General features: G+C 64.1%; 11 protein-coding genes. 1 reads left to right on the top strand and 10 read right to left on the bottom strand.

Translation table 11 applies throughout. The features are described 5' to 3' along the window. Nucleotides 1-117: 117 nt before the first annotated feature. The gene (locus QD408_RS09850; RefSeq protein WP_414139174.1) at nucleotides 118-1,047 is read left to right on the top strand and encodes a UDP-glucose 4-epimerase family protein; all 930 of its coding nucleotides are present in this window, start codon (nucleotides 118-120) and stop codon (nucleotides 1,045-1,047) included. A 3-nt stretch (nucleotides 1,048-1,050) separates the two neighbouring features. Here the strand turns inward: QD408_RS09850 and murB are convergent, their stop codons facing one another. Genes murB through QD408_RS09900 form a run of 10 tightly spaced genes read right to left on the bottom strand, consistent with a single transcriptional unit; the run spans nucleotide 1,051 to nucleotide 13,459 of the window. Further along, entirely contained in the window at nucleotides 1,051-2,025 is a 975-nt protein-coding gene (gene murB / locus QD408_RS09855; RefSeq protein WP_414139175.1) for a UDP-N-acetylmuramate dehydrogenase, read from the bottom strand. Beyond that, nucleotides 2,022-3,437 carry a UDP-N-acetylmuramate--L-alanine ligase gene (murC, locus tag QD408_RS09860; protein ID WP_414139176.1) on the bottom strand — a complete coding sequence of 472 codons (1,416 nt, stop codon included), beginning with the start codon at nucleotides 3,435-3,437 and terminating at the stop codon, nucleotides 2,022-2,024. The genes murB and murC overlap by 4 nt, the downstream gene beginning before the upstream one ends. Further along, entirely contained in the window at nucleotides 3,434-4,558 is a 1,125-nt protein-coding gene (gene murG / locus QD408_RS09865; RefSeq protein WP_414139177.1) for an undecaprenyldiphospho-muramoylpentapeptide beta-N-acetylglucosaminyltransferase, read from the bottom strand. The genes murC and murG overlap by 4 nt, the downstream gene beginning before the upstream one ends. A 6-nt stretch (nucleotides 4,559-4,564) precedes the next feature. Continuing rightward, nucleotides 4,565-5,719, bottom strand: a complete 1,155-nt coding sequence (gene ftsW, locus QD408_RS09870) for a putative lipid II flippase FtsW (protein WP_088681337.1) — start codon at nucleotides 5,717-5,719, stop codon at nucleotides 4,565-4,567. 1 nt (nucleotide 5,720) lies between these two features. Then, entirely contained in the window at nucleotides 5,721-7,133 is a 1,413-nt protein-coding gene (murD, locus tag QD408_RS09875) for a UDP-N-acetylmuramoyl-L-alanine--D-glutamate ligase (protein WP_414139178.1), read from the bottom strand. Nucleotides 7,134-7,140: 7 nt separating this feature from the next. Next, a complete protein-coding gene (gene mraY / locus QD408_RS09880; protein WP_088681335.1) occupies nucleotides 7,141-8,241 on the bottom strand; it encodes a phospho-N-acetylmuramoyl-pentapeptide-transferase in 1,101 nt (366 codons plus the stop codon). A gap of 21 nt (nucleotides 8,242-8,262) precedes the next feature. Then, a complete protein-coding gene (locus tag QD408_RS09885; RefSeq protein WP_414139179.1) occupies nucleotides 8,263-9,702 on the bottom strand; it encodes a UDP-N-acetylmuramoylalanyl-D-glutamyl-2,6-diaminopimelate--D-alanyl-D-alanine ligase in 1,440 nt (479 codons plus the stop codon). Beyond that, the gene (locus QD408_RS09890; protein WP_414139180.1) at nucleotides 9,699-11,219 is read right to left on the bottom strand and encodes a UDP-N-acetylmuramoyl-L-alanyl-D-glutamate--2,6-diaminopimelate ligase; all 1,521 of its coding nucleotides are present in this window, start codon (nucleotides 11,217-11,219) and stop codon (nucleotides 9,699-9,701) included. The genes QD408_RS09885 and QD408_RS09890 overlap by 4 nt, the downstream gene beginning before the upstream one ends. Before the next feature lie 6 nt (nucleotides 11,220-11,225). Then, nucleotides 11,226-12,983, bottom strand: a complete 1,758-nt coding sequence (locus tag QD408_RS09895; protein WP_088681332.1) for a peptidoglycan D,D-transpeptidase FtsI family protein — start codon at nucleotides 12,981-12,983, stop codon at nucleotides 11,226-11,228. After that, nucleotides 12,983-13,459, bottom strand: a complete 477-nt coding sequence (locus QD408_RS09900) for a hypothetical protein (protein WP_414139181.1) — start codon at nucleotides 13,457-13,459, stop codon at nucleotides 12,983-12,985. The genes QD408_RS09895 and QD408_RS09900 overlap by 1 nt, the downstream gene beginning before the upstream one ends.

Consider the following 13,459-nt stretch of genomic DNA (forward strand, 5'->3'; position numbering starts at 1 on the left):
CGGCGTCTCGATTTGATTAATGAGAGGGAGCCGCATCACTCGGCCGTCGCCGCTTTTCTATTGATGCCGATATCGCTTCCGGTTAGCGAAGGCCCATGGGTGAGCAAGGAGAAGATCATGCGTTGCCTCGTCACCGGCGCCGCCGGCTTCGTCGGTAGCCCGCTTGTCGAACGGCTGCAGGCAGAGAAGATTTGCGATCTCGTGGTGACTACGAGATCCCGGACCTCTGCCTTCCCGCCTGATGTCAGGCATCTTCCGATTGATATAACCGAGGGGACCGACTGGGCCACGGCGCTCGAAGGCGTCGACGTCATCGTCCACCTCGCCGCCCGCGTTCACATCATGAACGACCGCGCAGCCGATCCGCTTGCGGAATTCCGCCGAACCAACACCGCCGCCACGCTCAATCTCGCCGAACAGGCCGCCCGATCAGGCGTGAAGAGATTCGTCTTCGTCAGCACCATCAAGGTCAACGGGGAAGAGAACGACCGGCCGTTCCGCCACGACGACACGCCGAAGCCGATCGATCCCTATGGCATTTCGAAGCTGGAATGCGAAATCGGCCTGCGCGAAATCGCGGCGCGCACCGGCATGGAAGTCGTCGTCATCCGCCCGCCGCTGGTCTATGGCCCCGGCGCACGCGGCAACTTCGCCCTGCTCGTCAGTCTCGTCCGCAGGAAACTGCCGCTCCCCTTCGCTTCGCTGACGAACCGCCGCACATTGGTCGCGGTGCAAAATCTCGTCGATCTGATCATCACCTGCATGCGCCATCCCGCCGCCGCGGGCGAGACTTTCCTTGCCGGGGACGGCGAGGATCTCTCGACACCGGAGCTCATCAGGGGAGTTGCCGCAGGGCTCGGCGTCAAGCCGATGCTGGTCCCCTTCCCGCCCGCGCTGCTGCACATGGCGGCGAAGGCGGTTGGGAAGGAAGCCGTCTACCAGCGCCTTTGCGGCTCGCTGCAGGTCGACATATCCCGGGCGCGCGAGCTTCTCGGCTGGTCGCCCGTCGTCACCCCGCGCGAAGGCCTGAAACTGGCGGTGAAATAGCTACTATTCGCTCGTCACGCCCTGGAATGGGCGCACTTCGCGGCCGGGCATGAAGACGCCGAGGCGCTTGATTTCCCATTCGAGCTTGATGCCCTGTTTCTCGAAGACCTCGCGGCGCACCTGCTCGCCGAGATATTCGAGATCGTAGCCGGTCGCCTGCCCCATGTTGATCATGAAGTTGCAGTGAAGCGACGACATCTGCGCGCCGCCGATCACCAGGCCTCGGCAGTCTGACTCGTCGATCAGCTTCCAGGCCGAATGACCCTCCGGGTTCTTGAAGGTCGAGCCGCCGGTCTTTTCGCGAATCGGCTGCACCGTCTCGCGATGATTGCGCACCGCATCCATTTCGGCGCGGATCTGGGCGCGATCCTCGGGATAGCCTTCGAACAGCACGGAGGTGAAGATCAGGTCGGCGGGTGCTGCGGAATGCCGGTAGGAATAACCCATCTCGGCATTGGAGAGCACATGCTTGTTGCCCTTGCGATCGACCGCGTTCACCTCGATCACCCGCTCGCGCGTCTCCACGCCGTTGGCTCCGGCATTCATGCGCGCCGCGCCGCCGATACCGCCCGGGATGCCGTAATAGAAATGGAAGCCGCCGATGCCGTGGTCCATCGCCATCGCCGCCACATGCTTGTCCGGGCAGATGGCGCCGGCGAGAATGCGGTTTTCGCCGGCAAGCTCGACGAAGCCGAAGCCCTTGGCCGAGAGGCGCAGCACGACGCCCGGAATGCCGCCGTCGCGCACCAGGATGTTCGAGCCGACGCCGACCACCGTCAGCGGCACTTCTTCCGGCAGGATCTTCAGGAAGGCGATGAGATCGTCGACGTCATGCGGCTGGAACATCAGCTCGGCAAGGCCGCCGGCCCGGAACCAGGTGACGCGGTCCATGGGGGCATCCGGCGTGATGCGGCCGCGGATATCCTTTATACCGTCTCCGAGAGACGCGAGAAGCTTTTCCCCATTCACCTGTTTCATGCGGACTTTCCCGATAGGCCTTCCAGTTGCTTGGGCAGCGCCGCTGCCCAGGATGTGATGCTCCCAGCCCCCAACAGAACCACGAAATCGCCAGGCTTTGCAACCTCCGCAACCATCTGCGGCAGAAGTTCCGCCGAAGCGAGGAAGCGCGCATCGCGATGACCGCCGGATTTGATGCGCGAGACGAGCGACTGGGAATCCATGCCTTCGATCGGATCTTCGCCCGCGGCATAGACCGGCGCCAGGAAAATACTGTCGGCATCGTTGAAGCAGGCGGCGAATTCCTCGAACAGGCTCGCCAGGCGGCTGTAGCGATGCGGCTGGTGGACCGCGATGATGCGGCCCTTGCAGGCTTCGCGCGCAGCCCTCAGCACCGCCTTGATCTCGACGGGGTGGTGGCCGTAATCGTCGAAGATCTGCACGCCGTTCCATTCGCCGGTCAGCGTGAAGCGGCGCTTGACGCCGCCGAAGGAAGCAAGCCCCTTGGCGATATCGGCATTCGATATGCCGAGCCGGTTGGCAACCGCAATCGCCGCCGTCGCATTCGAAATATTGTGGCGCCCGGGCATCGGCATGACCAGCCCCTTGAGCTCGATCACCTGGCCGGTGCGGCGGCGGCGGATTTCGACGTCGAAGATCGAGCGCGTGCCGTCGATGCGCACATTCTTGAAGCGCACGTCGGCCTGCGGGTTCTCGCCATAGGTAATGATCTTGCGGTCCTCGATGCGGCCGACCAGCGCCTGCACCTCGGGATGATCGAGGCACATGACGCCGAAGCCGTAGAACGGCACATTCTCGACGAACTGCCGGAAGGCGGCGCGCACGGCGTCGAAATTGCCGTAATGGTCGAGATGCTCGGGGTCGATATTGGTGATGACGGCGACATCGGCCGGAAGTTTCAGGAAGGTGCCGTCCGATTCGTCGGCCTCGACAACCATCCACTCGCCCTCGCCCATGCGGGCATTGGTGCCGTAGGCATTGATGATGCCGCCATTGATGACGGTCGGATCGAGGCCGCCGGCTTCGAGCAGGGTCGCGACCAGCGAGGTCGTCGTCGTCTTGCCATGCGTGCCGCCGATGGCGATCGCATTGCGGAAACGCATCAGCTCGGCGAGCATTTCGGCGCGGCGCACCACCGGCAGCAGCTTTTCGCGCGCGGCGATGAGTTCCGGATTGCTCTTCTTGATCGCGGTGGAAACGACGACGACTTCGGCGTCACCCAGGTTCTCGGCCCGATGGCCGACGGAGACCTCAATGCCCTTGTCGCGCAGGCGCTGGACGTTGGCGCTGTCGGACTGGTCCGATCCCTGCACCTTATGGCCGAGATTGTGCAGCACCTCAGCGATACCGCTCATGCCGATACCGCCGATGCCGATGAAATGGACGAGACCGATCGCCTTCGGCAGTTTCATGCGCGTGTCCTCTTGAATTCCGCTATTGTCCGTCCGGCGGCAATAGCCTCAACCATGTCGGCAAGCAAGTTCGCCGCATCAGGTTTTCCGGCGAGTTTCGCCGCAGCCGCCATGCCGGCGAGCTTTTCCGGGTCGTTCATCACATGGCCCAGAATGGAGGCGATGCGTTCGGGCGAAAGCTCCGACTGCGCGATCACCTTCGCCCCGCCGGTCGCGGCGAGCGCCGCGGCATTGGCCGCCTGATCGTGGTCGAGCGCATGCGGATAAGGCACCAGCACGGCCGGGCGCCCGATCACGGAGATTTCCGAAACCGTGGACGCGCCCGAGCGGCAGATCACCAGATGCGCTTTCGCCAGCCGCTCCGCCATGTCGGTGAAGAAGGGCGCAATATCGGCTCCCATCTCCAGCCTGGCGACGCAGCCGCTGACCATCTCCATATCTTCCGGGCGCACCTGCTGGGTGATGCGCAGGCGCGCTCGAAGCGCGTCGTCGAGCAGGCTGATCGCCGTCGGCAGCGCCTTGGAGAAATATTGCGCGCCCTGGCTGCCGCCGAAGACGACGAGATTGAAGGCCTCGCCTGGCTGCGACGGCGTATAGGGCACTTCGGCCGCGGCAATGATCGCCGGGCGAACGGGATTGCCCGTCGTCACCGTCTTGTCGGGAAAGGCAGCGCCGCCCTCCGGCAGGAAGCCGCCGGCAATGCCCTGCACGCGGGTTGCGAGCGCCTTGTTGGCGCGGCCCATCACGGCATTCTGCTCATGGATCATCGCGGGCACGCCGAGCCGGGTGGCGGCCAGCAGCGGCGGCACGGTGGGATAACCGCCGAAACCGACGACGACGACGGGCTTCAGCCGCTGGATCAGCCTCTTTGCCGCCCGCATGCCGCTCCAGAGGGTCCATAGCGAACGGGCGACGGCAACCGGGTTCTTCGAGCCGATCGTCGCCGACGGCACGACATGGATCTCCTCGGCCGGGAACTTGCCGGCATAACGCTCGGCCCGGCTGTCGGTCACCAGATGCACCGAATAGCCGCGCTCCTTCAGCTTGAAGGCCAGCGCCTCCGCCGGGAACACATGGCCGCCGGTCCCCCCGGCGGCAAGCAGAACGATGCCTTTGCTCATAGTCTCTTACTCCGCCGGCATGCCGTGCGGAACGCGGAAGAGGCTCCGGTCCTGCGCACGTTTTTCCGGACGATGGCGCGTCAGCGCCAGGATGAAGCCGGCGGTGACGCAGATCGCCACCATGGACGAGCCGCCGTAGGAAATCAGCGGCAGCGTCATGCCCTTTGCCGGCAGCAGCTCCAGATTGACGCCGATATTGATGATCGACTGGATGCCCATCTGCAGCACCAGGCCGGCGACGGCGAAGCGGTTGAAATCGTTCCGCTCGCGATAGGCATGCGACAGGCCGCGCAGCACCAGCACGGTAAACAGCGCGACGAGCGCCATGCAGAAGACGATGCCGAACTCCTCGGCCGCGACCGAGAAGATGAAGTCGGTATGGGCATCCGGAATGATGCGCTTGACGATGCCTTCACCCGGTCCCTGGCCGAACCAGCTGCCGCGGATGATCGCCTCGCGCGCCGTGTCAATCTGGAACGTGTCGCCCTCGCCGGTCATGAACTTGTCTATTCTGAGCGCAACGTGCGGGAAGACGTAATAAGCGCTGAGCAGGCCGCCGGCCCCGCCGATGCCGAGCAGCATGATCCAGATCCACGGCATGCCGGCCATGAAGAACATGCCGCCCCAGACGGCCGTCGTCAGGATGGTCTGGCCGAGGTCGGGCTGCGCGACGAGAAGGGCCGCAACGATGCCGAAGAGGATGATGGCGAACAGATTGCCGGGGATCTCAGGCTGGCGCGCATGCTCGGCAAACAGCCAGGCGCAGACGACGACGAAGGCCGGCTTCATGAATTCCGACGGCTGAATGGAAAGGCCGGCGATCCAGATCCAGCGCCTGCCGCCCTTGACCTCCTGCCCGACGAAGAGAACCAGCACCATCATCGCCAGCGAGATGATGAGGAGCAGGATTGCGGTGCGCCGCACCTGGCGCGGCGTCAGGAATGACAGCCCCAGCATCACGCCGATCGAGGGGATCATGAAGGCCGCATGGCGCTTGACGAAGTGGAAAGGTTCGAGCCCGATGCGCTCGGCAACAGCGGGAGACGCCGCAAACGACAGCATGAAGCCGATGCCCATCAGGAAGATGAACATCGCCAGGAAGAAGCGGTCGATGGTCCAGAACCAATCGGCCAGAGGCCCACGTTCCGCGCGGCTTACCATGTCATTTCTCTCCTGCTACAGGACCGATCAGCATCGTCATTCCGTCAAGCGCCGCCACGTGGCCGACGAAGGCATCGCCCCTGACTTCGAAGTTCTTATACTGGTCGAAGCTTGCGCAAGCCGGGGATAACATCACCGCCGAAGAGCCGCTCTCGTCGCGCTCCGCATCGGCTGCCGCATGCGCGACCGCCCGCTCCAGCGTGCCGGAGATCTCGTAAGGCACGGCCTCGCCGAGGGTGGCTGCGAATTCCGCCGCCGCCTCGCCGATCAGATAGGCCTTGGCGATGCGCGGGAAATAGGGCGCGAGCGTCGTGATGCCGCCTGATTTCGGCAGGCCGCCGGCAATCCAGTAGATGCGATCATAGCTCGAAAGCGCAGGCGCTGCCGCATCGGCGTTCGTCGCCTTGGAATCATTGACGAAGACGACGCGGCCTCGTTTGCCCACAGGCTGCATGCGGTGCTTGAGGCCGGGAAAGGAGGCAAGGCCCGAACGAATGTCGTCGGCGGAAACCCCGACCGCAAGGCAGGCGGCGACCGCTGCCGCCGCGTTCTGCGCATTGTGGCTGCCGCGCAGCGTCTGAATGCCGTCCAGATCGGCAAAGGGCAGCATGGCCCCACCGGCGGCCTGAACGAGCCTGGTGCCCTCGGCATAAATGCCTGATGCCACCACGTTGCGGCGCGAAATGCGCACCACCTTGACGCCTGCCCGCTCGACGCGGTCGGCGATCAGCGCCGAATGGCTGTCGTCGATGCCGACGATCGCGGTATCGCTGCCGGCGACCAGCCGCTCCTTGACGTCGGCATAATGCTGCATGGTGCCGTGACGGTCGAGATGATCGGGCGTCAGGTTGAGCAGGATGCCGGCCGAAGGGTTCAGCGTCGGCGCCAGATCGATCTGGTAGGACGAGCATTCGACGACGAAATAACGCCCCGCTTTCGGCGGATCGAGCGTCAGCACGGCCGTGCCGATATTGCCGCCGAGCTGCGTGTCGTAGCCCGCCGATTTCAGGATATGGGCGATCAGCGCCGTCGTCGTCGACTTGCCGTTGGTGCCGGTGATGGCGATGAAGGGGCAGTCCGGCGCATGGGCGCGGCGCTCGCGCACGAAGAGTTCGACGTCGCCGACGATGTCGACGCCCGCCGCACGCGCGAGATCGACGGTCCAGTGCGGTTTCGGATGGGTGAGCGGCACGCCGGGCGACAACACGAACAGCGCCTGCTGGCTCCAGTCGATGCTGTGCAGGTCTTCCGTCCGGATACCATCAGCCGAAGCCTTGGCGACGCTGTCGGGATTGTCGTCCCAGGCGGTCACATCGGCGCCGCCCGCAATCAGCGCGCGGGCGGTGGCAAAACCGGAGCCGCCGAGCCCGAAGAGCGCGACCTTCTTGTCCTTGAGCGTCGTGACCGGGATCATCGCCGCCTCACCGCAGCTTCAGCGTCGAGAGGCCGAGCATGGCAAGACCGACCGCAATGATCCAGAAACGGATGACCACCTGGCTCTCGGTCCAGCCCTTCTTTTCGAAGTGATGATGGATCGGCGCCATCAGGAAGACGCGCCGGCCGGTCATTTTGAAGAAGCCGACCTGGATGATGACCGAGAGCGTCTCCATGACGAACAGACCGCCGATGATTGCCATGACGATCTCGTGCTTGGTGGCGACGGCGACGGTGCCGATCGTGCCGCCGAGCGCCAGCGACCCGGTATCGCCCATGAAGATGGCGGCCGGCGGCGCATTGAACCAGAGGAAGCCGAGGCCGGCGCCGATGACGGCGCCGAGCACGACGGCAAGCTCGCCGGTACCGGGCACGAAATTGATCTGCAGGTAGTTCGCAAACACCACGTTGCCGGCGAGATAGGCGATCACGCCGAAGGAAGCGGCGGCGATCATCACAGGCACGATGGCAAGCCCGTCGAGCCCGTCCGTCAGGTTGACGGCATTGCCGGCGCCGACAATGACGAAGCCGCCGAAGACGACGAACATGATGCCGAGATTGATCAGGAAGTCCTTGAAGAAGGGAAAGGCGATCGAGGAACCGAAGGTCGAGCCGGCCGTCCCCGAGGCAAGGGCGGTGCGCATCATGAAATAGACGGCGATGCCGGCTATGATGAACTCGATGCCGAGGCGCGCCTTGCCGGAGAAGCCCTTGTGGCTCTGCTTGGTCACTTTGAGATAATCGTCATAGAAGCCGATCGCGCCGAAGCCCAGCGTCACCAGCAGCGTGGCGACGACATAGACGTTGGAAAGATCGGCCCAGAGCAGCGACGCCCCGACGATGCCGGCAAGGATCATCAGCCCGCCCATGGTCGGCGTGCCGGCCTTCTTGAAATGCGTCTGCGGCCCGTCGGCGCGGATCGGCTGGCCCTTGCCCTGGCGGATGCGCAGCGAATTGATGATCGTCGGCCCGAACAGGAACACGATCAATGCGGAGGTAAAGAGAGCGGCGCCCGTGCGGAAGGTAATATATCTGAACAGGTTCAGAAATTTGAAATATTCCGACAGTTCGACAAGCCAGATCAGCATTCAGGGCCCCTTGTTACCCGGTCAAAGTTCGCGTTGCGTGTCGGCAAATGCCGGGAACTTGTCAAGAAGCGCGGCGACGATCTTGCCGAAACCGATGCCCAGAGACGATTTCACCATCAACACGTCGCCCGGGACGACCGAGTTCAATACATAGTCCGTCAATTCGCCGGTCTTCTCGCGGTATTCGACATGGACGCTTTCCGGCAGTGATTCCCTGAGCGCGGCCATATCCGGGCCCGCAAGCCAGACATGTTCGATGCCGGCGGCAAGAAGCGGGCCGGCAAGATCGGAGTGAACCTTCTCGGCATATTCGCCCATCTCGAGCATGTCGCCGAGCACGGCGATACGGCGTCCGCGGCCGGTCGGCTCGGCGGCCGCCAGCAGCGCGATCGCCGCGCGCATCGAGGCCGGATTGGCATTGTAGCTCTCGTCGATCAGCGTGAAGCTGCCGCTGCCGCTGCCGATAGAAAGCCGGTGGCGCTTGCCCCTGCCCTTTTCCGGCTTCAGCGTCGCAAGCGCCTCGATCGCCTTCTCCATGTCGGCGCCGACGATCCTGACGACGCCGAGCGCCGCCAGCGCATTCTCGGCGATGTGGCGGCCCGGCGCGCCGAGCGCCACCTCCAGCGTCTCGCCGCCGATCGTCAGCCACAGCGTCGAATTCTCGTCCGAGCCGTTGAATTCCGCGAGCCGGTATTCGGCTTTCGCATGCTGGCCGAAGGAATGGATATGCTCGATGCCGAGCGATTGCGCCGTCCGCTCGAGGAAATTGAACTGGTCGTTGTCGCGGTTGAGCACGACATGGCCGCCGGGCTCAAGCCCCTCGAAGATCTCGGCCTTGGCGGCCGCGATCTCCTTGATGCTCTTGAAATTGCCGAGATGGGCCGGCGCGATCGTCGTGATGACGGCGACATCGGGGCGGATCATCGCCACCAGCGGCCGGATCTCGCCCGGATGGTTCATGCCGACTTCGAAGACGCCGTAATCGGCATCATCCGGCATGCGTGCCAGCGTCAGCGGCACGCCCCAATGATTGTTGAAGGAGGCGACGGAGGCGTGCACCTTGCCCGAGGGCGACAGCACGTGCCGCAGCATTTCCTTGGTGGTGGTCTTGCCGACCGAACCGGTGACGGCGACGATCTTTGCCCGCGAGCGCTCGCGCGACGCCTGTCCCAGGCGGCCGAGGGCGGCAAGCACGTCTTCCACGACGATCATCGGCACCGTCAGGCGGCCCATGGCCGGAAGCCTCGCCTCGCTGACGACGAGCAGCGAAGCCCCGTTCGCCATCGCCATCGAAGCAAAATCATGACCGTCGACGCGGTCGCCCTTGATCGCGAAGAAGGCTTCGCCTGACGTAATCGAGCGGCTGTCGATGGAAATGCCGGTGATGCCTTCGGGCAGCGCGCCGAAGGGGCGCCCCGCCATCGCTGCGATCATGTCTTCGGTCGTCCAGAGCCAGCTCAAGATTTCAGTTCCTCCAAGGCCTTGCGCACCTCCGCATGATCGGAGAACGGCAGCGTGACGCTCCCGATCGTCTGCCCTTCCTCATGCCCCTTGCCGGCGACGATCAGCGTATCGCCCGATTTCAGCATGCCCACAGCCTCGCGGATCGCCGCGGCGCGGTCGCCGATCTCGGAGGCGCAGCTTGCCGCCGCCATGATCTCGGCCCGGATCGAAGCCGGCTCCTCCGAGCGCGGATTGTCGTCGGTGACGATGACGACATCGGCAAGGCGGCAGGCAATTTCGCCCATGATCGGCCGCTTGCCGCGGTCGCGGTCGCCGCCGCAGCCGAAGACGACAACAACGCGGCCCGTCGTGAACGGTCGGACCGAGCTCAGCACGTTTTCCAGCGCATCCGGCTTATGGGCGTAATCGACATAGGCGAGCGCACCGTCCTTGGTGTGGCCGACCAGTTCGAGACGGCCGGACGCGCCGACGAGCTTCTCGAGCGCGGCCATCGCGACCTTCGGCTCGATGCCGGTCGACATGGCAAGCCCTGCCGCGACAAGCGCGTTGGCGACCTGGAAATCGCCGGCCAGCGGAATATCCACCTCGAAGATCTCGTCGCCGATATGGATCTCGGCCGTCTGCTTGTGGCGGAAATGCTCGACGCGCTTCAGCGTGAGATAGTCACCCTTGCGCCCGACGGTGCGGACGTCGTGACCGGCATCGGCCGCAGCCTTGATGGCCTGCGCGGACCAGGGATCGTCGGCAAAAATGATGGCCGGCGAGCCCTTCGGCAGCAGCGTATCGAAGAGCCGCATCTTGGCGGCCATATAGTCCTCGACCGTGGGATGATAATCCATGTGGTCGCGGCCGAGATTGGTGAAGGCGGCCGCAGCAAGCTTCACGCCGTCGAGCCGGCATTGGTCGAGACCGTGGCTGGAAGCCTCCATCGAAGCGTGCGTGACGCCCTCGTCGGCGAGCTCGGCCAGCAGCTTGTGCAACGACACCGGATCGGGCGTCGTCAGCGAGCCATATTCATTGCGTGTCGGCGAAACCACGCCCGTCGTGCCGATCATCGCGGCCGCATGGCCGGCATGCGCCCAGATCTGCCTGACAAAGGAGGCAACCGAGGTCTTGCCCGCCGTGCCGGTGACCGCGACCATGGTTTCGGGCTGCCTGCCGTAAAGGCGCGAGGCGGCGATGGAAAGGAAGCGGCGCGGCTCCTTGAGCGCAAGCACGGGAATGGAGGCCTCGACGGCTTGGGAAGCGATCGCGACGGCCGCACCCCGGGCGGCGGCATCGGCGATGAAGCCCGCGCCATCAGCCTTGGTGCCGGCGACCGCGACGAAGGCATTGCCCGGCTCCACCTTGCGGCTGTCCGAAGACAGGCCTGAAATATCAAGCAAGCCTGCCGGGCCTTCGAGCTGTGCTTCAAGTTCCGGAAACTGATCTCCGGCCAGGTCTCGCAATTTCATCGAATGCACTTTTCTCTCTTGAAGCCGGTTCACCCCTCGCGAATCGGCGCCGATATTCATTCACGCTCAATAAGACACCAGCAAGGCCGATCCGCCCTCCCCAAATTTCGGCTCGATGCCGAGAATGGGCGCCGCGCGGCGAATGATCTCGCGGGCGATCGGGCCGGCGGTGCCGGCGGAGATCGTTCCGCCATACTGCTTTTCACCGGTTTTCGGCTCGTCGCAGAAGGTGATGACGGCATATCTGGGATTGTCGATCGGGAAGGCTGCGATGAAGGAATTGAAGTTCAACGTCGAGGAATAACGCCCGTTCACCACCTTGTCGGCCGTACCCGTCTTGCTGCCGACGCCGAAGCCCGGCACGCGGGCGACGCGCCCCGACCCCTTGTAACCGTTGAAATCGAGGAGGTAGCGGACCTCGTCGCTGGTCGACTTCTTGAGGACCTGTACGGCGATCTGATCGGCCTGTTCGCGGGTGCGCGGCAGGAATGTCGGCTCGATCAGCTTGCCGCCGTTGACGAGGGCCGCAGCCGCCACGCCGGTCTGCAGCGCCGTCGTCGAAACACCATGGCCGAAGGAAATCGTGATCGAATTGATCTTCTTCCAGACGCGCGGCTGGCTCGGCATCTTCACTTCGGGCAGCTCGGTCTGCATTTTCGTCAACAGGCCGAGCTTGGTCAGATAGTCCTTCTGCGCGTCGATGCCGACGAGATCGATGACGCGCGCCGTGCCGATGTTCGAGGAATACTGGAAGATTTCCGGAACGGTCAGCCAGCGGCGCTGCCCGTGAAAGTCATGGATGGTGAAGCCGCCGATATAGATCGGCTTGCTGGCGTCGAACGTATCGGACATCTTCACCTTGCCGCTGTCGAGCGCCATCGCCAGCGAGAAGGTTTTGAAGGTCGACCCCATTTCGAAGGTGCCGTTGGTCATCCGGTTGAGCCAGCCTTCCTTGGCGCCCTCCTGCGGATCGTTCGGATCGAAGTCGGGCGCCGACGCCATGCCGAGCACCTCCCCCGTATGCACGTCGATAACGGCCGCACCCGCGCCCTTGGACTGGAAGTTGTTGACGGCGTTGATGACCGCATCGCGGACGATGTTCTGCACACGCAGGTCGATCGACAGCCGCACCGGCTCCAGCGGCTGATCGCTGGTCATGCCGACCGAGGCGAGATCGGCGAGCCCCTGGTCGTCGATATATTTCTCCATGCCGGCGACACCGCGGTTGTCGATGTTGACGTAGCCGAGAATATGCGCGGCGGTCGCCCCGCCAGGATAGAAGCGGCGCTTCTCCGGCCGGAAGCCGATGCCGGGAATGCCGAGCGCCAGGATCTGGCTCTGCTGCTTCGGCGTCAGCTGCCGGCGCAGCCAGGCGAAATGCGAGGTCTTGACCGAGAGCTTCTTATAGGTGTCCCTGACGTCGAGCTCAGGCAGGACGGTCGAAAGCTTCTCGACGGCCTCGTCGACGTCAACGATCTTGTTCGGCTCGGCAAACAGCGAGACGGTGCGGATGTCGGTCGCCAGCACCTCGCCGTTGCGGTCGAGGATATCGGGGCGTGAAGCCATCAGCCGGTCGGGCGGCAGGATGCTGGAGACGACCTCCTGATCCTTCATCGCATATTCGACGAGGCGGCCGCCGATGACGGCGTAGACGCCCATGAAACCCATGATCAGCAGACCGACACGGCTTTTCGCCTGTCCGGATTTCTTCTTGCGCGACCCTTCGATCGCCAGGCCGGCGGAAGGGCCGCCGAAACGGTTATAAACGCCGGCGGAGAAATGCGCCTGGCTCTTCAGAACCATGATGCGGGAAAGAAACGACATTATTCCACCGACCCCGTTTCGATCTCGTCCGCTTCATTATCCTCCACGAGGCCGTGCTGCGCCGCCGCGCCGCCCGGCTTCGCTGCGCCGCGGGGCGCGGGCGTCGGAACCGGCTGCGCCTTGGCGCTGGCCACGGTCGCGCCCTTGGCGCCAGCCTTGGCCTCCGTCGTATCCGACACGGGAACCTCCGACCTCAACATCGGCAACTCCTTGGCATGCACGAGCGCCGTCGATTCCGTCGGCTGCAACTGCAATTCCTCATTATAGGCGTTGACCAGCCGCTCCAGCCGATTCGGCTGCGATTGCAGCGCCCAATCGGCCTTGAGAAGGTCGATCGTATCCTTCTCGAGCTTGATCTCGGCTTCGAGGCGATGAACTTCCTCGAGCTTCAATTCGGCGCGATGCTTGATCGTGTAGGTGACGGCGGCCGTTGCCGTCATGACGCCGATGAGCACGAGATCGAACGTTTTCAGCAT

The organism is Rhizobium sp. BR 249, from assembly GCF_047445895.1.
Lineage (GTDB): Bacteria > Pseudomonadota > Alphaproteobacteria > Rhizobiales > Rhizobiaceae > Rhizobium.